Genomic DNA, 19,372 nt, shown 5'->3' on the forward strand with positions numbered 1-19,372 from the left:
ATCCAACAGAAAGGTCGCCGATGTGCGGAATCGTCTCCATCTGCTACGGGTCTGACAACGCGTCGCTGGGCGCCGAGGCCACTGAACTACTGAAAAGGCTTGAGTACCGTGGATACGATTCCACCGGCGGCGCCTTCGTGGACGGCGCCGGGGAGATCCGCCTCCTGAAGAAGGTGGGCGCCCCCAGCCGGGTCTGCTCCGCCATCGGCATCGACCGGGAGCGCGGCGCGCGGTTCATCGGCCAGGTGCGCTGGGCCACCTACGGCGCCGTCACCGACGTGAACAGCCAGCCCCACCACGTCACCTGCCGGCTGCCCTTCGTGGGCGCCCACAACGGCAACATCTCGAACACCGACTCCCTGAAGGGCTGGCTCACGGACCTCGGGCACCGGGTCGTCTCGGACAACGACGGGGAGATGATCACCCACGTCGCCGAGGCGTTCTACGCCGACAACCTGGAAGCCCCCGCCGAGGCCCTCGAGGCCGGCCGCCGCGCCGCGGCGGCCCTCCCCGCCCCGCCCCCGGACGGGGCCCTCCTCCTCATGGACGCCGCGCGCCGGGCCGACGCCCGCGCTGAAGGCTCGTACGCCGCCGCCTTCTGCGACCCCCGGGTCCCCGGCGTCGTCGCGGTGAAGTCGGGCTCCTCCCTCTACGCCGGGATCGGCTCGGACGCGCACGGGCCCTTCGTCCTCGTCTCCAGCGACCTCACCAGCGTCCTCAGCAAGACCCGGATGCTCATCCCCCTGAGCGAAGGCGAGGGCATCTGGTTCACGGACCGGGAGTACGCCGTCTTCCCCCTGGCCGGGCCCCTGGCGCTCTCGGCCCCGAAGCCCCGCCGCTCCAAGCTCAACGTGCGGGACACCGGCCTGCGGCCCCCCTTCAAGTACTTCATGGACCAGGAGATCGCCTCCTCCGCGGAGAACCTGGACGCCATCCTGCGCTACTACTTCCAGGACCCCGCCACCGAGGCCCTCCACCAGGCCTTCGAGGCCCGCCTGGACCTGGGCAAGGCCGTCCTGGCCAAGGCCGCGGCCCTGAACGAGGCCCCGGACGCCGAGGCCCTCCGGGAAGGGTTCGACAGGCTCCTGGACGATCCCGCCCTCGGGGAGCTGAGGGCCGCCGTGAAGCCCCACCGGGAGGCCCTCGGCGTCGGGGAGCCCTTCACCTCCGAGGAGCGGGGGCTGCTGGGGGACCTGGCCCGCCTGGCGCCCGGCGCCGCCGAGGACCTGGCCCTCTTCGACCGCCTTTTCGTGTGGAAGAAGCAGCGGCGCGTCTCGGGGCTCCTGCAGGAGCTCGCCAAGGCCATGCGCGAGGCCAAGGGCCGGATCTTCCTCGTGGCCTCCGGCACCTCGTACCACGCCGCGCTGGTGGGCGCCTACTTCTTCAACAACCTCGCGGGGGTGGCGGTCTTCCCGGCCAACCCGGGGACCTTCCGCTCCATGTACCTCAACACCCTGGAGCCGGGGGACCTGCTGGTGGGCATCACCCAGTCCGGCGAGACCAAGGACCTGGTGGATATCTTCCAGGACGTCCGGGCCCGGGTCCCCGCCCTCCGCCGGGTGGCCCTCGTGAACAACGAGAACAGCCGCATCCCCCAGGAGCTCTCGGAGTTCTACCTGCCCCTCCTCTGCGGCCCCGAGATCGCGGTGGCCGCCACCAAGAGCTTCCTCAACCAGATCGCCGTGCTCTACGCCCTCGCCGCCTCCTTCTCCATGAACGAGCGCCGCGTCGTCGAGCAGCTCCGGGCGGCCCGGGACCTCGTGGAGCGCACCCTGGCCGGGTGCGGCGAGGCCGTGGAGGCCGCCGCGCGCCGCCTCCACCTGGAGCCCAGCCTCCACATCCTCGGCACCGGCCTCATCGGCCTGGCCCGGGAGGGGGCCCTCAAGATCCGCGAGGTGGTGCTCAACCACGCCGAAGGGTACGACGCCGCCGAGTTCAAGCACGGGCCCAACACCATCCTCGGCAAGAACACCCTCTTCTCCATCGCGGACCTGGCGGGGCTCCTGGACGCCTACGAGGCCCGCCGGGACGGCAGCCCCTTCCCCGGCGGCATCGACGTCCTGCGGGCCAACCCCGACCTCGTCGAGTCCCACTTCTCCAACTACCCCCTCCTCTTCGTGTGCCCCCGGGACGAGCGGGACGTGCGGATCACCATCAGCCAGATCCACACCCACAAGATCCGGGGCGCCGACATCCTCCTCATCGCCGAGGCCGATCCCGACCTGGCCCTGGCCGTCGCCGGCCGGCCCATGGGCGACGACCGCTACCAGTCCCTCTACCTGGAGGTCCCGCCGGCCCCCGATCCGAACCTCTTCGTGTTCGCGGCGACCCTCCTCCTCCAGCGCCTCGCCTTCCGCATGTCGGTGCTCAAGATGGAGTATCTGGACCAGTTGCGGGTGGCCGACCACGGCGTCCACCCCGACAGTCCCAAGAACGTCTCCAAGTCCATCACCGTGGACTGAGCCTAGGGGCTGCACAAATCTACCGGAGGGGGGCCGGAAACTACCAGCCCCCCTCCCGGCCCGGGTTGTATGCCTGTTCGCTCAGGCGCCAAGTATAAATTTTTCTATATTTTAGAAATCGATAATTACAGCACGAAAAACGCCGGAGGGGGGTTGGCGCCGACCTGGGCGCCGGGCCAGGGCGGCCCTAGGATGGGATCATAGGTCTGAAAGGCAGGCGGCGCGCGGTGGCGCCCCTCCCGTCCCTGACAGGGGACGGCCTTCGGTCTGCCCCTCCGGGCGGCCCGACCTGCCCTCGGTCCGCCCTATGGAGCACCCACCCCCCTTGGAGGACACGCGGATGACGAACAACCCATCCCACGACGCACCGGAGCTGGATGCCGCGACCCGGCATGCCCTGGAGAACGGCCTTTCCCGGCGCAGCTTCCTGACCCACACGGCCCTCGGGGCGGCAGCGGTCGGCATGGTCGGCCTGCCCGGCGTCGCCGCGGCCGCCGCCGAGCCCGGCAAGGCCAAGGCCAAGGCCGCCGCGGCCCCCGCCGGCGAGTTCGGGAAGACGCCCGGCGCCACCCTGAACTTCCTGCCCAAGCCCAAGCCCATCCCCGAAAAGGCCATCAAGGAGACCCTCACCTTCGATGTGGTGGTGGTCGGCGCCGGCGCCTCGGGCGTCCCGGCGGCCCTCTCCGCCCATGAGGCCGGCGCCAAGGTCGCCGTCCTCCAGAAGGCCCCCTTCGCCGTCTCCCAGGGCAACACGGGCACCGGCATCGACCTGGCCAAGAGCGACAAGGCCGGCGTCGAGGCCCTGGTCGCCCTGATCGTGGGCAACAACAACCATCGCAGCAACACCAAGCTGGTCCGCCAGTGGGCCTACAACTCCGGTGAAGCCGTCCGCTGGGTCATCGACCGCGCCAAGAAGGGCGGCAGCCCCGTCTTCGACCAGGGCAACGTCCAGCACGGCCCCAACCTGAAGGTGAACGGCTACCCCATGAGCTACGTCACCTCGTTCTTCGGCCCCAAGCCCTACACCACGGGCGACGGCATGCGCGACCTGGCCAAGTACGCCGAAGCGCAGGGCGTGAAGTTCTTCTACCTCCACCCCGCGGCCCAGCTCGTGCAGGGGCGCAACGGCGAGGTGGTGGGCGTGATCGCCCAGAACGCCCAGGGCCAGTACATCCGGTTCATGGCCAAGAAGGGCGTCATCCTGGCGACGGGCGACTACCAGAGCAACAAGGCGATGAGCGACTACTTCCTGCCCGACCTCAGGCACATGGGCCGGAAGCAGATGGACCGCGATGGCGACGGGTTCGTCATGGCCTTCTGGGCCGGGGCCGTCTTCGACCCCATCGGCCACACCAAGATGCTCCACGACTTCGACGCGGGGCCGGCCACCATGTGCGACATGCCCTTCCTGGCGGTCAACCGCGACGGCAAGCGCTTCGTCAGCGAGTGCGTGGAGATGTCCCTGCTCAACAACTACCTGAAGAACGAGAAGGACGCCGGCCACTACTGCCAGATCTTCGACGCGGACTACATGACCCGCGCCGCGAAGTGGCCCGGTCGCCTCGTTCCCCCCGAGGGCCTGAAGAACTACATGCCCGACGTCCCCGGTCCCAAGAAGGGCGTGCTGGAGCCCTTCATCAACACCCACGTGGCCGACACCCTGGACGAACTGGCCCGCAAGCTGGGTCTGGATCCCGCCGCGCTGGCCGCGACGGTCAAGCGCTACAACGACCTGGCCGCGGCCGGCCGCGACGAGGACTTCGGCAACCCCGCGGACAAGATGGCCCCGGTGCTCAAGGCCCCCTTCTACGGGATTCACCGCGCCGTCCGGGTCTCGGCCATCGTGTCGGGCATGGTGGTGAACGAACGGCATAACGCCCTGGACGCCGACGGCAAGCCCATCAAGGGGCTCTACCTCGCCGGCAACCTGAGCGGCGGCTTCTACGGTGGCATCGATTACCCGATGGCAGTCCCCGGCCTCTCCTTGGGCCGGTGCTACACCGTCGGGTACCTCACCGGGAAGCACGTGGCGAGCCTCTGAGCCCGCCTCCGGCCCGTCCCTGGGGGTGGGGACGGGCCGGCCGCACCTCACCCCTCCCTCGCCCATCACAGGAAGGAACCATGATCCGAATTTGGAGATTTCTGCCATCGTCCCTCGCGCTCCTCGCCGCCCTCACCCTGGGCGTCCAGGCCCAGGCCAAGCCGGCCACGGGGGCGGAGCCCATCAAGCTGCCCGCGGGCCACGTGTCCATCCAGGGCAAGTCCTTCAAGGACTGCAAGACCTGCCACACGGGGGCCCAGGGCAAGCCGGCCAGCCTAGTCGGCAAGCTGAAGGGCGTCCAGATCCACGCCCTCGCCGGCGTCACCTGCGCCCAGTGCCACGACGGGAAGGGCAAGCCCGCCCCCGTGCCGACCTGGACCTGCGTGGGCTGCCACGGCCCCACGAAGGACCTCGCCGCCCGCACCGCCCAGGTGAAGCCCCACAACCCGCATCAGTCCCGCCACTACGGCACGGACGCCGCCTGCGCCAAGTGCCACCACATGCACCGCGCCTCGGAGAACGACTGCCTGCAGTGCCACGCTTTCCAGTTCCAGGTGCCCTAGCAACCTGACGACACCCTGAAGGGCTCCGCGACGGGAGCCTGCGACCGGACCCTGGAGGCGGACGCCTTCAGGGTCCGGTTTCCTTTCATGGGACGGACTCATGGTTTGCGCGGCTCGGTGGGGGCCGGCTGGAGGTGGGCGGGCTTGTCGCAGCAGTTGGGACAGCCGGCCTTCTCGCACGCTTTGTCGCAATGCCGGTCGCAATTGCGGTCCGGCTTGCAGCAGGCGTTGGAACAACAGGTCTTGCGAGGCTTGGCCTCGTGCTGGCCCGCGAAGAGGACCAGGGAGGCGGTGAAGAAGGGGAGCAGCAGTCTGGACATGTCGGTTCTCCAAGGCCATCCGGCCTAGGCCTTTGGATGTCCCAACCCGGCGCGTGTTGCCCGGCGGCGGACCGGGCCGCTTGCCCAGGATCCGGGGCAAATGTCACGTTCATGTCATCGCCCCGGAGGCGGGCTGTGACGGGGGTCATCAATATCCGCCGGAGCGGGCCGCGCGCCTTGACGGGCCGTTCAGGGGAAAGCGACCCTTAGATCCTCCCCCGGAACAGGTGCAGCATGATCGAGAAGCTTGACTACGAATCGGCGGGCTTGATCTCGGGCCTGGAAGTGCATCAGCAGCTTCTCACCGCCCACAAGCTCTTCTGCCGCTGCCCCGCGGGGCTCTACACCCACACCCACGACGGCGAGGTGCTCCGCCACATGCGGCCCACCCTCTCCGAGCTGGGCGAGTACGACGGCACGGCGCTGATGGAGTTCAAGACGCGCAAGGAGATCATCTATCTCCTGAACCACCTCAACGTGTGCACCTATGAGATGGACGACACCCCGCCCTTCCTGGTGAACCAGGAGGCCATCGACGTCGCCATCGAGCTCTGCCTGGCCATGGGCATGGACATCATCGACGAGGTCCACATCGCCCGGAAGCAGTACCTGGACGGCTCCATTCCCACCGGCTTCCAGCGCACGGCCATCGTGGGCATGAACGGCGGGATGCCCTTCCACGGGCGCACCCTCAGCGTCACCCACGTCTCGATCGAGGAGGACTCCTGCCGCGAGGTGAGCGACAAGGGCCACCGCATCGTCTGGCGCACGGACCGCCTGGGCATGCCCCTCACGGAGACCGTGACCGGCCCCGACCTGCGGACCCCCCAGGAGGTGCGGGACGCCATCACCCTCTGCGGCCTCGTGGCCCGGACCACGGGCCGGGTCCGCACCGGCATCGGCGCCAGCCGCCAGGACGTCAATGTCAGCGTCAGGGGCGGCAGCCGGGTCGAGATCAAGGGCGTGCCCAAGGCGGCCTGGGCGGTGAAGCTCGTGCACAACGAGGGCATCCGCCAGGTCAACCTGCTCCGCCTGCGCGACGAGCTCCACCGGCGCGGCTGGCGGGAGCCCGGCGATGTCCGCACCCACGTGGCCGATGTCACCGACGTGTTCCAGTCGGTGGACCTGGGCTTCATGCAGCGCGCCATCCGGAGCGGCGGCCGGATCTTCGCGGTCCGCCTGGAGGGCGGCCTGGGCCTGGCCCAGTGGCCCACCCAGCCGGAGACCACCTTCCTGGACGAACTCGCGGGCCGGGTCCGGGTCATCGCCTGCCTGGACGAAGCGCCCATTGTGCTCAGCGGCCAGCAGATGCCCGAATTCCCCCTGAAGCACCGCACCCTCGAGCGCCTCCGCCGGAAGCTGCGCATGGGGGAGAACGACGACTACTTCATCGTCTTCGGACCCGAGGTGGACTGCCGCACGGCCGCCGAGGAGATCCGGATCCGCTTCGTGGACGCCCTCAAAGGGGTGCCCCAGGAGACCCGCCAGTCCCTGGCCGGCGGGTTCACCACCTTCGAGCGCATCCTGCCCGGCCCGGACCGGATGTACCCCGACACCGACTCGCCCCCCACCCGCATCACCGCCGAGCGCGTGGAGGCGGCCCGGGCCCGCATGCGGCCCACCCCCTGGGCGCGGTTCCACCAGTTCGGCGCCTGGGGCGTGCCCCCGGAGACCACGGAGTACCTCATCCGCAGGGGCGGCGTCGCCCTCGTGGACGCCGTGGTGGCCGCGACGGGCGCGGACGGCCTCCTGGCCTCCGTGGAGATCGGGCAGCGGGCCAAGGCCCTCCACCGCCGCGGCCTGCCCGTGGAACGGCTGGGCGCCACCGAATGGGTCCAGATCTTCGACCTCTTCACCGGCGGCCAGATCCCCCGCGAGGGCATCCAGATGCTCGCCGCCCACATGGCCGCCAACCCGGGCCGGGACGCCCAGGCGTCCATGGAGGCCCTGGGCATCGGCGTCCAGCCCCGGGAGGCCTGGGCCCGCGAGCTGTCCGCCCTCTCCATGGAGGACTACCGCATCGACAAGGGCGACTCGGACGGCAAGCGCCTGCGCTTCCTGGCCGGGCGCGCCATGAAGCTCCTCCTCGGCAAGGCCCCCGCGAAGGACGTGGCCGACTACCTCAGGACCCGGCTCACCCAGGAGGCTTCCCGATGAGCGCCGCCATCCCCCTGAACGAGCGTGACGACCGGTTCCAGGGCTACCGCGGACCCGCGCGCGACGCCCTCGAGCGCTACGCCATCGGCGTCTGGAGCGAGGTGGAGATCGTCAACGACCGCGGCTCGGTCTTCAAGGGCGTGATCCTCCCCCGCAGCGAGACCTTCGACGACCTCCACATCGTGGTCAAGCTGTTCAACGGCTACAACGTCGGCGTCGAGGCCACCCGCATCGCCTCCGCCGTCGAGACCGGATACCGCAAGGCCGTCTACAAGATCCCCGAGAAGGCCTTCCCCTGCGACTTCCGCAAGAAGAACGTCACCCTGCTGGGCACGGGCGGCACCATCGCCTCCCGCCTGGACTACCGCACCGGCGCCGTGATCCCGGCCTTCACCCCCGGCGAGCTCTACGGCGCCGTCCCGGAGCTGGCCGACATCGCGAACATGGAGACCAAGAAGCTCTTCGGGGTCTTCAGCGAGAACATGGGCCCCGAGCAGTACAAGGCCCTGGCCAAGGCCATCGGCGAGGAGATCGCCAAGGGCGTGGACGGCATCGTGGTCGGCCACGGCACGGACACCATGAGCCACACGGGGGCGATCCTCAGCTTCATGGTCCAGAACTCCCCGGTGCCCATCGTCCTCGTCGGCAGCCAGCGCAGTTCCGACCGGCCCTCCTCCGACGCGGCCCTCAACCTCATGAACGCGGTCCGGACCGCGGCCGAGTGCGACATCGCCGAAGTCATGCTCTGCATGTTCGGCCCGACGTCGGACAACTACGACCTGCTGCACCGCGGCACCCGCTGCCGGAAGATGCACTCCAGCTACCGGAGCACCTTCCGCACCATCGGCGCCACCCCCCTGGCCACCGTGAGCCGGGAGACCAACGAGCACGGGAAGCACTTCACCTACCTCACCGACGACTACCTGAAGCGGGACCGCAGCCGCGTGCCCATCATCAACCCGGCCTTCGAGGAGAAGGTCACCATCCAGTACTACTACCCGAACTTCAACCCCGACATCATCGACGCCCTCTCCGACCTGAACTACCGGGGCCTCGTGATCGCCGGGACGGGCCTGGGCCACATCAACAAGCCCCTGTACCCCGCCGTCAAGCGCGCCATCCAGAAGGGCATGACCGTGGTCATGACGGTCCAGACCATCTGGGGCTACGCCCAGATGTACGTCTACGACACCGGCCGCGACCTGCTCAACCTGGGGATCATCCCCATGGACAACATGCTCCCCGAGACGGCCTACATGAAGCTCGCCTGGGTCCTGGGCCAGACCGACGATCCCAAGCGGATCCGGGAGATGCTGCTCACCCCCGTGAACCACGAGATCACGCCCCGGGAGCCGCACAACGGCTACCTCGTGCTCCAGGGCGGGCTCCCCGAGGTGGAAGCCTTCATCGGGCAGCACTGGAAGTAGGGCGCCCCTCACGCTTCTGCCCCCGGTCCCGGCGGCGCGCCGCGGGAACCGGGGGCAGGACTTTCGGCGGGAAGGTCGGGGCTACTTGGCCTCGGCGGAGCGCCACTCGGGATCGATGGTGGCGGGCACGGCGGCCTTGGCGCGGCCGATGAGGCCCTGGCTGGCCTCCTTGATCTGGTCGCGGCGCACGGCGGCGGGGAGCTGGGCCTTGACCGCCTCGTAGGCGGGGAAGTCCTTGTCCTGGCCCGCGGCCTTGGCCTGGGCCTTGACCTTCTCGTAGAAGGCCTTCATCTGCTCCTCGGAGGGCTCGCCGGTGGAGACGGCGCGCTCCATGAGCACCTGGCCGTAGGCGTTGGCCTTGGCGGCGTCCACCAGCAGCTTGGCCTTGGGATCCTTGCCCAGGCCCTGCTTGTCGCCGTACTTGACCAGCACCTTCTGGTCCACGAACTCCTGCAGGAAGCGGTTCCGCTGGTCGCGGTTGGCGGGGTTGGTGAGCAGGTCCTTGGCCCGGGCCTCGTCGCCCAGGAGGATCTTCACGGCCTCGGTGAAGGCCTTCTCCGTGATCTTCTCGCCGCCCACGTTGGCGACGACCTTGGAGTTGTCGGGGGAAACCCGGGAGCAGGCGAGGCCCGCGACCAGAAGACCACACATGCCCCATACCCGCGCGGTGCGCATTTCCATGCTTCTCTCCTACACGTTTCAGTTCCAGAATGACAGCGAAGGCATACCCTGCCTAGCGAGGAACGTCCATGCCGGGTCACGAATCCCTTAAGGGACTGGATTTACAAGTATATACCGCCACCTGGTGCCCCGATTGCCGCCGCCTGGAACGCTGGCTGGCCGAGGCCGGCATCCCCCATGCGGACGTGGACATCGAGACCGTCCCCGGGGCCGCCGAACGCCTGGAGCGGGAGACGGGCAAGCGCGCCATCCCCTTCATCCTCGTGAATGGAACCCGCTGGGTCCGGGGCTATCACCGGGAGCTGCCGAGCCGCCTGGACCCCGCCCTGCTGGTCCAGGAACTGCTGCAAGCGGCAGAATCTTGATTTTCATGGCATTCTAAGAGATTCGCCGGAGCGCCACGTGCCGACACCTTTTTCCGCCCAATTCTGGTCCAGCCTCTTCACGTCCGATCTCGCCATCGATCTGGGCACCGCCTCCGTGCTGGTGTACACCAAGCAGGCGGGCAGAATCGTGGTTTACGAGCCATCCATCGTCGCCCTGAACACCCAGACCCATGAAGTGGAGGCCGTCGGCGACGAGGCCAAGCAGCTCCTGGGCCGCACCCCCCAGGGGGTCCAGACCATCCGGCCCATGAAGGACGGCATGATCTACGAGGTGGACGCCGCCGAGAAGATGCTGGCCGCCTTCATCAAGAAGGCCCGGCCCAACCGGGGCATCGCCCGCACCCGCATCGTCGTCAGCGTCCCCCCCCGGGCCCACCAGGTGGCGCGCCGCGCGGTCAAGCAGGTCTGCTACGACGCCAAGGCCGGCGAGGTCTTCCTCGTGGACCAGACCATGGTGGCCGCCATCGGCGCCGGGCTCGCCATCAACGAGAAGCGGGGCTGCATGATCGTCGATATCGGCGGCGGCACCACGGACGTGGCGGTGATCTCCTACAACGGCAAGGTCTTCTCCGACTCCATCCTCGTGGCCGGCGACGAGATGGACGAGGCGATCATCAAGTACATCCGTGAGAAGTACAACGTCCTCATCTCCGAGGCGGCCGCCGAAGAGGTCAAGTGGACCCTCGGCTCCGCGTACATCTCCGACAAGACCCGGACCATGAGCATTTCCGGCCGGGACCAGTTCGAGGGCCTGCCCAAGACCCTGACCCTGAACGACACCGAGATCCGGGAGGCCCTGGCCGAGCCCATCAGCGCCATCATCGACCTCGTGCGCAAGGCCCTCAACGAGACGCCCCCCCAGCTGGCGGCGGACCTCATCGACCGGGGCATCTGCCTGACCGGCGGCGGGTCCAAGATCCAGGGCCTGGACGTGCGCATCTCCAAGGAGACCCACCTGCCCTGCTACCGAGCGGAAAACCCCGAGACCGCCGTGGTGCGCGGCACCGCCATGCTGCTCGAGGACATCCCCTTCCTGAGGCGCATCCAGATCCTGGACTGATGCGTAGGCGCGCCTGGGGCTGGAACCCGACCGGACGCAGGCGCTGGGCCATGGCGGCCCTGCTGCTGGGGCATCTGGGCTGGATCCTGTTGGGGCGCGGCCCCGGCGGGCGCTGGCGGGCCCTGATGGACCTGGCGGGGACCCCCACCCGGATGGTGTCCGGCCGGCTCGAAGCCTGGCGGGATCACCGCCGGCAGCGCCTGGACACCTACAAGGCGGCCGTGGCCGAAGCCACCCGCCTCCGGGCCCAGGTGGCCGCCTTCCAGGCGGAGCGGGACGCCCTCGCGCCGCGCCTGGTGGAGGCCGACGAGGCCATCCGCCTCCTGGGGCTCAAGAAGCTCCTGCCCCTCTCCTTCACGCCGGCCCGGGTCATCGCGAGCACCCGCCGGGCCCCCTTCGGCGGCCTCTTCCTCGACCTGGGCAGCGACGGGGGGCTCCAGCCGGACCAGGGCGTGATCTGCCCCGAGGGGGTGGTCGGCCGGCTTTGGGAGGTGGGTCCCACCCAGGCGAGCCTCCTCCCCCTGGACGCCTACAACGCCTCCACCGGCGTGATGCTGGCCCGGAGCCGGGCCACCGGCGTCCTCCAGGGCCTGGGCCCGGGCAAGGCCGCCCTGCGCTACATCGGCAGCCAGGAAGGGGTCCAGGTCGGCGAGCCGGTCTACACCTCGGGCCTGGACCGCATCTTCCCCCGCGGCCTCCTGGTGGGCTACGTGAGTTCCGTGCGCCCCCGCGACGTGGAGCTCCAGGTGGAGGTCTCCCTGGCCGCGCCCCTGGACCGGGTCAACCTCGTCCTGATCCTGCCGCCCCGGCCCCAGCTGGAACTGCCGCCGCCGGCCCAGCCCAAGCCCACCGAGAAGCCCAAGGTCCGGAAGGGGGCGCCATGAGCGGCCAGACGCCTCCCATGGTGCGCCGGCACCTCCTGAGCCTGGCCGCCATCGCCTGCCTGCCCCTCGCCGCGCCCTGGCCGGGGCTCCAGGCCATCGTCCACATCTTCCTCATCCTGGGCCTGGCCCCGGGCTTCCCCTCCCCGCTGACCGGCCTCCTGTGGTCCGCCGCCGCCGGGTGGGTGGTGGAAGGCAGCCTCCGGCTCACGCCCCACATGGGCGCCACCCCCCTGGCCAACATGCTGATCTGCCTGACGGCCTACGCCCTCCTCGTCCAGTGGCCCCCCCACACCCGCCGGCCCTTCTGGGGCCGCATGGCCGCCCTCGCGGCCCTCCACTGGCTCCTGGCGAACCTCCTGCTCCGGCTCGCGGGCGGTCCCCACGCCTGGGGCTTCCAGTGGGTGTTCACCCTCGGCTCCGTCCCCCTCTGGGCGACCCTGGCCCTGAAGCTCCACGAGCCCATCCACCGGAGGTAGGGGATGGAACTCGTCAACCGCAACGTCATCCACCGCCGCATCGCCGTGATGAAGACGGTGGTGTACTGCATGCTCCTGGGCCTCGTGCTTGCCTACGGCTGGGTGCAGCTGGGCCTGCGGCGCGAGATGCAGCGGCTGGCGTTCTCGCAGGCCGTCAAGACCCGCACCACGCCGGCGCCGCGCGGCATCATCTACGACCGGAACGGCAACAAGATCGTCGACAACCGCCGGGCCCTCCACCTCGTGATCCAGAACGAGGACCTGCCCCGGGACCCCGCCCAGATCGAGGGCCTGGCCTACGCCCTCCAGCTGGAGCCCGAGGCCCTGAAGCGACGGATCCAGGCCATCCGGCAGGCCGCGGGCAACCGCATGCTGGTCCTCCAGGACAACCTGGACGATTCGGCCCTGGCCCGGGCCGAGGTGCTCCGGGCCCGCTACCCCTTCCTCAGCATCGAGGTGGCCCCCCGGCGGGTCTACCTCGGCCAGGAGCTGGCGGGCCACGCGCTGGGCTACGTCGGCGAGGTGACGCCGGACGAGCTCGCCAAGAACCCCGATGTGTACCAGCTGGGCGAGATCATCGGCCGCTCGGGCTTCGAGGCCAGCCGCAACGACAAGCTGCGGGGCGTGGACGGCCAGCGCCGCATCCTCGTGGACAACCTCGGCCGCGAGGTGGCCGTGTTCGGGCAGGTGGAGGCCAGGCCGGGCCGGAGCGTCTACCTCACCCTGGACGCGGGCCTGCAGCAGGTCATGAAGGAGGCCTTCGGGGAGAACTCCGGCGCCGGCATCGTCATCGACCTGCGCGACGGGGGCATCCTGGCCATGTACTCCGCCCCGTCCTACGACCCCAACATCTTCCTCAACCGCCTCACCCAGGAGCAGGTGGAGCAGTTCTGGGGCAACCCCGACCGCCCCATGCTGGACCGGGTCACCCAGGGCCGCTACCCGCCGGGCTCCACCTTCAAGCTGCTGGTGGCCCTGGCCGCCCTCGACAAGGGCCTCATCACCCCCGACACCACGTACACCTGCCACGGGCACAAGGTCTACTACAACCGGGACTTCCGCTGCGACAACGTCCACGGCACCGTGAACCTGGTGCAGGCCATCGCCCAGAGCTGCGACATCTACTTCTACGAGCTGGGCATGAAGCTGGACGTGGACGACATCCACGCCGCGGCGGAGAAGTACGGCCTCATCTCGCCCACGGGCGTCGACCTGCCCCACGAGAGCGTCAGCCGCGTGCCGAGCCGGGAGTGGAAGAAGCGGGTCAAGAAGGAGAAGTGGTGGGCGGGCGAGACCATCAGCGTCGCCATCGGCCAGGGCGCCAACAGCATCACCCCCATCAGCCTCGCCCGCTTCTACGCCATGCTGGCCACGGGGGGCAAGCTGCTGACGCCGCACCTCCTCTACGGGGTGCGCCCCGACGACAGCCGGCCCATGGAGCCCTTCGTGCCGCCGGCGCCGCGGGACGCGGGCCTGGATCCCCGCATCCGGGCCATCCTGGACGAGGGCCTCTACGAGGTGGTCCAGTCGGGCACCGCCAAGGGCATGGGCATCCCCGGCGTGACCATGGTGGGCAAGACCGGCACCAGCCAGGTGACGACCTTCGTCAGCAAGTCCCACTACGCCACCCTGGCCAAGAAGTTCCGGGACAACGCCCTCTTCGCCGGGTACGCGCCCCGCGAGAACCCCCAGATCGCCTTCGCCGTGGTGGCCGAGAACGCCGGCTTCGGCGCCTCCAACGCGGCGCCCATCGCCAAGAAGCTCTGCCAGTACTGGTTCATCGACCGGCTCAAGAAGCCGCTGCCGCCGCCCAGCGCCAAGATCCCCGACGAGTACCGGCCCGAGGACGCGGCGGCGGAAGGGGAGGCGCCGTGAAGGAACGCCTGCGCGCCCTCGACACCTCCCTCCTCTGGCCCATGGCGCTCCTGGTGATCATGGGCCTGCTCACCGTGTACTCGGCGGGGCGCGGCACCAACCAGCAGGCGATGATCTGGGCCAAGCAGGGGCTCTGGAACCTCATCGGCTTCGCCCTGATGGCCTTCCTCGCCGGCATGGACCCCCGCCGGGTCTTCCGCAGCGGGTTCGCCCTCTACGTCCTGGGCATCCTGAGCCTGGTGGCGGTCCTGGCGGCCGGCCACCGCATCGGCGGCGCCCAGCGCTGGCTGGGCGTGGGGGGCCTGACCTTCCAGCCCTCCGAGCTGATGAAGTGGCTGACCCTGCTCTTCGTCGCCCACCGCCTCGGCACCCGCCAGCCCCAGGACCTGACCGGCTGGGACCTGGTGCAGACCTCGGCCCTCGTGTTCTTCCCCATGCTCCTGGTGCTCAAGCAGCCCGACCTGGGCATGGCCATCAGCTTCACCCCCATCCTCGCCCTCATCCCGGTCATCAAGGGCCTGCGCGCCAAGTGGGTGGCCCTCACCCTCGCCATCTGCTGCGCGGGCGGGGTCTTCGCCTGGCACAAGGTCCTCAAGCCCTACCAGAAGCAGCGCGTGATGACCTTCCTGGACCCCGGCGCCGACCTCAAGGGCAAGGGCTACCAGATCAACCAGAGCCGCATCGCCATCGGCGCGGGCGGCCTCACCGGCCAGGGCTTCACCTCCGGCAGCCAGACCCAGCTCAACTTCCTGCCGGTGAAGACCACGGACTTCGTGTTCTCGGTGTGGGCGGAGGAGCGCGGTTTCCTGGGCGTGCTCCTGGCCCTGGGGCTCTTCGGCCTGGTCCTGACCCGCATCCTGGACACGGCGGTGGCGGCCCGGAGCGCCTCGGAGACCTACTTCTGCGTCGGGGCCGCGGGCATCATCGCCCTGCACCTCCTGGTGAACGTGGGCATGGTCGTGGGCGTCCTGCCCAACAAGGGCATCGTCCTGCCCTTCTTCAGCGCCGGCGGCAGCAGCACCCTCAGCTACTTCCTGGGGCTGGGCGTCGTCATGGGCGTGAGGCACCGGGCCACGCTCAAGTAGAATCTCCCCATGAGCGCCGATCCCAAGATCCGAATGCAGGAGCTGGCGGCCCAGGTGCTGGAGCACCGCCGCCGCTACTTCGTCCTCGACCAGCCCGTCCTCTCCGACGCGGAATACGACGCCCTGGAGCGCGAGCTGCGGGACCTGGAGGCGGCCCACCCCGAGGCCGCGGACCCCAACAGCCCCACCCAGCGGGTGGGCGCGCCGCCCCTGGACCAGTTCCGGAAGGCCCGGCACGCCACCCCCATGCTGAGCCTCGACAACACCTATTCCGAGGACGACCTGCGCGACTGGGAGGGCCGGGTCATCAAGGGCCTCGGCTTTTCGCCCGTCTTTTCGGCTGAGCTCAAGGTGGACGGGCTCTCCCTGTCCCTCCTGTACCAGGACCGGACCCTCGTCCGCGCCGTCACCCGCGGCAACGGCGAGGAGGGGGAGGACGTCACCGAGAACGCCCGCACCATCGCCGACATCCCCCTCACCCTGCCGGCCGCGGCCCCCGGGACCCTGGAGGTGCGCGGCGAGGTGTTCCTGTCCAGGCGGCGGTGGGAGGAGCTGAACCGCGAGCGGGACGCCCGCGGCGAGGCCCGGTTCGCGAATCCGCGCAATGCCGCCTCCGGCACCATGAAGCAGCTCGACAGCCGCATCACGGCGGAGCGCCGCCTCTCCTTCCTCCCCTGGCAGATGATCGGCTCGGCCGCGCACAGCTCGGGCATGGACCAGCTCGCCGCCTGGGGTTTCACGCGCATGCCCGCCCACGGGGAGGGCACGTTCGCGGACGTCCTCGCCTTCATCGAGGCCCAGCGGGAGGCCCGGCTGAAGCTGCCCTTCGACACCGACGGGGTCGTCGTCAAGGTGGACGGCCTGGACTTCCAGGAGCGCCTGGGCTTCACGGACCGGGTGCCCCGCTGGGCCATCGCCTTCAAGTACCCCGGCCTCCAGGCCACCACCACCCTCCTGGGCGTCACCTGGCAGGTGAGCCGGGCCGGGAAGCTGACCCCGGTGGCCGAGCTGGAGGCGGTGGAGGTGGCGGGATCGACGGTGCGCCGCGCCACCCTGCACAACGCCGACGAGCTCCTGCGCCTCGGCGTCCGCGTGGGCTGCAAGGTCTTCGTGGAGAAGGGCGGCGAGGTCATCCCCAAGGTGGTGGCCGTGGTCCCGGGCACCCTGCCCGGGGACGCGCCGCCCCCCGCCGTGCCCCAGGCCTGTCCCGTCTGCGGCGGGGCCGTGGGGAAGGACTCCGACGAGGAAGTCGCCTGGCGCTGCCAGAACCCCGAGTGCCCCGCCAAGATCAGCGCCCGCCTCCAGCACCTGGGCTCCCGGGTGGCCCTGGACATCGAGGGCCTGGGCGAGGCCCTCGTGGAGCAGCTGGCCCCGCGGTTCGCCCAGCCCTGGGACGTCTTCAGTCTCCTCGAGGATCCCCGCAACAGCCTGGCGAGGCTGGCCGGGCTGGAGCGCATGGGCGAGAAGAGCGCCCAGAACCTCATGACGGCCCTGGAGGCGGCCCGCCGCAAGCCCCTGGCCCGGTGGATCCACGCCCTGGGCATCCCCATGGTCGGGGCCCGCACCGCGGAGCTCCTGGCCGAGGCCTTCCCCACCCTGGAGGACCTGTGGGCCGCCCCGGAACCGAAGCTCCAGGCCGTGGAGGAGGTGGGTCCCAAGGTGGCCGCCGCCATCCGGGCCTTCGCCGCCCTCCACCCCGGCCTCCCGGGCCAGCTCGCCGCGATGGGCGTCGCGCCCGAGGCCCCCGCCCCCCGGGACCGCGCCGGCCTGCCCCTGGCGGGCCAGGTGGCCGTGGTCACGGGCACCCTGCCCACCCTGGGGCGCGAGGAGGCCGAGGCCCTGCTCAAGGCCCTGGGCGCCAAGGTGACCGGATCCGTCAGCGCCAAGACCACGGTGCTGGTGGCCGGCGAGAAGGCCGGCTCCAAGCTGGCCAAGGCCGAGGCCCTGGGCATCCCCGTCCGGGACGAGGCCTGGCTCCGCGCCCTGAAACCGGAATGACCCGGCCCGGCCGTGGCACACTGGAGGGGCGCCGTCGGGCGCACCCCGGGAAGCCTGGCCATGACGAACCATCCCCGCCGCATCGGCAAGTTCGAGCTCATTGAGCGCCTGGGCGAAGGCGCCATGGGCGAGGTTTTCCTGGCCCGGGACACCCTCATCGGCCGCGAGGTGGCCCTGAAGACCATCCGCCCCGCCGCCCTGACCTCCCCCGACGCCCGGGAGCGCTTCTTCCGGGAGGCCCAGGCCGCGGGCCGCCTCAACCACCCCAACCTCGTCACCATCCACGAGTTCGGCGAGGACGCCGGCGTCCACTACATCGCCATGGAACACGTGCCCGGCGACGACCTCGCGGCCCTGCTGGCCTCCCGCGAGCTCAGCCGGCCCGCGATCCTGGACCTGCTGGCCCAGGTCTGCGACGGCCTCGCCTACGCCCACCAGCGGGGCGTCGTCCACCGGGACATCAAGCCCAGCAACGTGCGGGTGACCCGGTTCTCCAACCGGCTCACCGCCAAGATCCTCGATTTCGGCATCGCGCGGCTCCCGGGCAGCGACCTCACCTCCACGGGCACCCTCCTGGGGACCTTCGGCTACCTGGCCCCCGAGGCCATCCAGGGCGGCAAGGCCGATCACCGGGCCGACCTCTTCGCCGTGGGCGTCCTCCTCTACGAGGCCCTGGCCGGCGAGCGCCCCTTCGACGGCGAGTCCACGGCCACGGTGCTGCACCGCATCGTCCACGATGAGCCCGCCCCCCTGGATCCCGAGGCCCTGGAGGGCGTCAGCCCCGCCCTCCGGGACGTGGTGGCCCGGGCCCTGGCCAAGGCCCCCGCCGCCCGCTACGCCACCGCGGACGCCCTGGCCGCCGACCTCCGGGCCGCCCGGAATCCCGCCTGGACGGGCGGGGACACCCGGGAGATCACCGTCCGCATGCCCCGCATCCGCCCCGAGGGCGGGACCGCCCCCCGGCGGGGGCTCCGGATCCTCGTCTGGAGCCTCCTCGCGGTGCTCCTGGCCGGCGCGGCCGGCGGGGGCGCCTGGGCCTGGCGCCGCCACCGCCGCCGGGCCCGGGCCGCGGCGCAAGCCGTTCAGCCGGTCCCCCAGGCCGTGGCCGTGCCGGTGCCCGCCGCCCCGGATCCAACGCCCACCCAGCCGCCCGCGGCCCAGCCCGCCCCGGAGACGGCGCCCCCCGTCCAGACGCCGGCCCCGGGCCAGAACCCGGGTCAGCCCCCGGCCGCGCATCCGGTCCCAAGCCAGCCGGCCGCCCAACCCCCTGCGCCCGCCCCGGCCCCGGCCCCGTACCGGGACCTGGACGCGGCCGCGGCAGCCCTCGACAAGGATCCGCGGGGGGCCCTGGCCGCCCTGGAGGGCATCCTGCAGCGGGAGCCGGACAACGAGCGGGCCATCGCCCTGCGCATCGCCGCCCTGTACGAGTCGGGCGACTACCGCGGCACGGGCCGGGCCATGATGGAAGCCAAGCGCGGCGGGCATCCCCTCTGGCCCATGGCGCTGAAGTACCCGCGGCTCCGCCAGGTCTTCGAGCGGGAACGCCTGCAGCCCCGCCTCCCGAGGCGGCGCGCGGAGGGTGCGGACCAGGGTAGGTAGATCGAATCACCGGAACGATCGGGTTCCGATCCTTCGTGACGGCAAGGGTAGGTAAAGAACCCGTACGCCGAGTTCGCCGAGACACCGAGTCACGCGGAGTCGGCTTCGCGATCCACCGCGCCGACCCATGCCGCCCAGGCCCTGGCCCGCGCATGCGGGCCGCGATGCTGCGCATCGCCCGGCTGGGGGCTCCGGGCCTTCCGCAGGCACGCCTGCGGGTGCCCTGCGCCCCCAGCCTTGGACGGGCCTGGGTCGGAGGTTCGGCCCACCGTCGATCAGCTCCAGGTGGGTGACAACACCATCCGGTGGTGGCGGGACCGGGGGCGAAAGGCCACCCTCACGGCGGAGGGCAAGGTTC

The 19,372-nt window shown here is 70.6% G+C and carries 15 protein-coding genes; 13 read left to right on the forward strand and 2 right to left on the reverse strand.

Annotated elements, in window-relative coordinates; translation table 11 throughout:
* Window positions 1–20: 20 nt before the first annotated feature.
* The 3 genes from R2J75_RS16745 to R2J75_RS16755 all read left to right on the forward strand — a co-directional run bounded on the left by R2J75_RS16745 (window position 21) and on the right by R2J75_RS16755 (window position 5,066).
* Window positions 21–2,462, forward strand: coding sequence for an SIS domain-containing protein (locus tag R2J75_RS16745; protein ID WP_316410661.1), 2,442 nt, complete (start codon window positions 21–23; stop codon window positions 2,460–2,462).
* Window positions 2,463–2,802: 340 nt separating this feature from the next.
* Complete coding sequence (locus R2J75_RS16750) at window positions 2,803–4,503, forward strand: FAD-dependent oxidoreductase (protein WP_243335085.1); 1,701 nt, start codon at window positions 2,803–2,805, stop codon at window positions 4,501–4,503.
* An 80-nt stretch (window positions 4,504–4,583) separates the two neighbouring features.
* A complete protein-coding gene (locus R2J75_RS16755) occupies window positions 4,584–5,066 on the forward strand; it encodes a cytochrome c3 family protein (RefSeq protein WP_243335087.1) in 483 nt (160 codons plus the stop codon).
* 98 nt (window positions 5,067–5,164) lie between these two features.
* On the opposite strand, the gene R2J75_RS16760 is transcribed toward R2J75_RS16755, so the two are convergent.
* Window positions 5,165–5,386 carry a hypothetical protein gene (locus R2J75_RS16760; RefSeq protein ID WP_243335089.1) on the reverse strand — a complete coding sequence of 74 codons (222 nt, stop codon included), beginning with the start codon at window positions 5,384–5,386 and terminating at the stop codon, window positions 5,165–5,167.
* A gap of 234 nt (window positions 5,387–5,620) precedes the next feature.
* On the opposite strand from R2J75_RS16760, the gene gatE reads away from it, so the two are divergent.
* Both gatE and gatD read left to right on the forward strand, forming a co-directional pair.
* Entirely contained in the window at window positions 5,621–7,543 is a 1,923-nt protein-coding gene (gatE, locus tag R2J75_RS16765) for a Glu-tRNA(Gln) amidotransferase subunit GatE (RefSeq protein WP_243335091.1), read from the forward strand.
* A complete protein-coding gene (gatD, locus tag R2J75_RS16770; protein WP_243335093.1) occupies window positions 7,540–8,970 on the forward strand; it encodes a Glu-tRNA(Gln) amidotransferase subunit GatD in 1,431 nt (476 codons plus the stop codon). The genes gatE and gatD overlap by 4 nt, the downstream gene beginning before the upstream one ends.
* Before the next feature lie 81 nt (window positions 8,971–9,051).
* On the opposite strand, the gene R2J75_RS16775 is transcribed toward gatD, so the two are convergent.
* Window positions 9,052–9,651 (reverse strand): hypothetical protein, encoded by a 600-nt coding sequence (locus R2J75_RS16775; RefSeq protein ID WP_243335095.1) that lies wholly within the window; start codon window positions 9,649–9,651, stop codon window positions 9,052–9,054.
* Between the two features lie 68 nt (window positions 9,652–9,719).
* On the opposite strand from R2J75_RS16775, the gene R2J75_RS16780 reads away from it, so the two are divergent.
* The 8 genes from R2J75_RS16780 to R2J75_RS16815 are packed head-to-tail and all read left to right on the forward strand — an operon-like array spanning window position 9,720 to window position 19,014.
* Entirely contained in the window at window positions 9,720–10,016 is a 297-nt protein-coding gene (locus tag R2J75_RS16780) for a glutaredoxin family protein (RefSeq protein ID WP_243345759.1), read from the forward strand.
* Between the two features lie 37 nt (window positions 10,017–10,053).
* Window positions 10,054–11,097: a rod shape-determining protein gene (mreB, locus tag R2J75_RS16785; protein WP_243335100.1), complete on the forward strand. Its 1,044-nt coding sequence runs from the start codon at window positions 10,054–10,056 to the stop codon at window positions 11,095–11,097.
* On the forward strand, window positions 11,097–11,981 hold the full coding sequence (gene mreC, locus R2J75_RS16790) for a rod shape-determining protein MreC (RefSeq protein ID WP_243335102.1): 885 nt from the start codon (window positions 11,097–11,099) through the stop codon (window positions 11,979–11,981). Before mreB ends, mreC begins: the two co-directional genes overlap by 1 nt.
* Window positions 11,978–12,457 (forward strand): hypothetical protein, encoded by a 480-nt coding sequence (locus tag R2J75_RS16795; protein ID WP_243335103.1) that lies wholly within the window; start codon window positions 11,978–11,980, stop codon window positions 12,455–12,457. Before mreC ends, R2J75_RS16795 begins: the two co-directional genes overlap by 4 nt.
* A 3-nt stretch (window positions 12,458–12,460) precedes the next feature.
* On the forward strand, window positions 12,461–14,332 hold the full coding sequence (gene mrdA, locus R2J75_RS16800) for a penicillin-binding protein 2 (RefSeq protein ID WP_243335105.1): 1,872 nt from the start codon (window positions 12,461–12,463) through the stop codon (window positions 14,330–14,332).
* Window positions 14,329–15,417, forward strand: coding sequence for a rod shape-determining protein RodA (rodA, locus tag R2J75_RS16805; RefSeq protein ID WP_243335107.1), 1,089 nt, complete (start codon window positions 14,329–14,331; stop codon window positions 15,415–15,417). The genes mrdA and rodA overlap by 4 nt, the downstream gene beginning before the upstream one ends.
* A 9-nt stretch (window positions 15,418–15,426) precedes the next feature.
* Window positions 15,427–17,415 (forward strand): NAD-dependent DNA ligase LigA, encoded by a 1,989-nt coding sequence (gene ligA, locus R2J75_RS16810; RefSeq protein ID WP_243335108.1) that lies wholly within the window; start codon window positions 15,427–15,429, stop codon window positions 17,413–17,415.
* 60 nt (window positions 17,416–17,475) lie between these two features.
* A complete protein-coding gene (locus tag R2J75_RS16815; RefSeq protein ID WP_243345760.1) occupies window positions 17,476–19,014 on the forward strand; it encodes a serine/threonine-protein kinase in 1,539 nt (512 codons plus the stop codon).
* Window positions 19,015–19,372: the final 358 nt, after the last annotated feature.

This window comes from Mesoterricola sediminis, assembly GCF_030295425.1.
Classification (GTDB): domain Bacteria; phylum Acidobacteriota; class Holophagae; order Holophagales; family Holophagaceae; genus Mesoterricola; species Mesoterricola sediminis.

What these genes read in the sequence shown, in the direction of transcription:
- R2J75_RS16815 (WP_243345760.1), top strand. Translation starts at nt 17,476, where the DNA reads ATGACGAACCATCCCCGCCGCATCGGCAAGTTCGAGCTCATTGAGCGC.
- R2J75_RS16750 (WP_243335085.1), top strand. Translation starts at nt 2,803, where the DNA reads ATGACGAACAACCCATCCCACGACGCACCGGAGCTGGATGCCGCGACC.
- R2J75_RS16780 (WP_243345759.1), top strand. Translation starts at nt 9,720, where the DNA reads ATGCCGGGTCACGAATCCCTTAAGGGACTGGATTTACAAGTATATACC.
- R2J75_RS16760 (WP_243335089.1), bottom strand. Translation starts at nt 5,386, where the DNA reads ATGTCCAGACTGCTGCTCCCCTTCTTCACCGCCTCCCTGGTCCTCTTC.
- gatD (WP_243335093.1), top strand. Translation starts at nt 7,540, where the DNA reads ATGAGCGCCGCCATCCCCCTGAACGAGCGTGACGACCGGTTCCAGGGC.
- R2J75_RS16775 (WP_243335095.1), bottom strand. Translation starts at nt 9,651, where the DNA reads ATGGAAATGCGCACCGCGCGGGTATGGGGCATGTGTGGTCTTCTGGTC.
- R2J75_RS16755 (WP_243335087.1), top strand. Translation starts at nt 4,584, where the DNA reads ATGATCCGAATTTGGAGATTTCTGCCATCGTCCCTCGCGCTCCTCGCC.
- R2J75_RS16745 (WP_316410661.1), top strand. Translation starts at nt 21, where the DNA reads ATGTGCGGAATCGTCTCCATCTGCTACGGGTCTGACAACGCGTCGCTG.
- mrdA (WP_243335105.1), top strand. Translation starts at nt 12,461, where the DNA reads ATGGAACTCGTCAACCGCAACGTCATCCACCGCCGCATCGCCGTGATG.
- ligA (WP_243335108.1), top strand. Translation starts at nt 15,427, where the DNA reads ATGAGCGCCGATCCCAAGATCCGAATGCAGGAGCTGGCGGCCCAGGTG.
- gatE (WP_243335091.1), top strand. Translation starts at nt 5,621, where the DNA reads ATGATCGAGAAGCTTGACTACGAATCGGCGGGCTTGATCTCGGGCCTG.
- mreC (WP_243335102.1), top strand. Translation starts at nt 11,097, where the DNA reads ATGCGTAGGCGCGCCTGGGGCTGGAACCCGACCGGACGCAGGCGCTGG.
- R2J75_RS16795 (WP_243335103.1), top strand. Translation starts at nt 11,978, where the DNA reads ATGAGCGGCCAGACGCCTCCCATGGTGCGCCGGCACCTCCTGAGCCTG.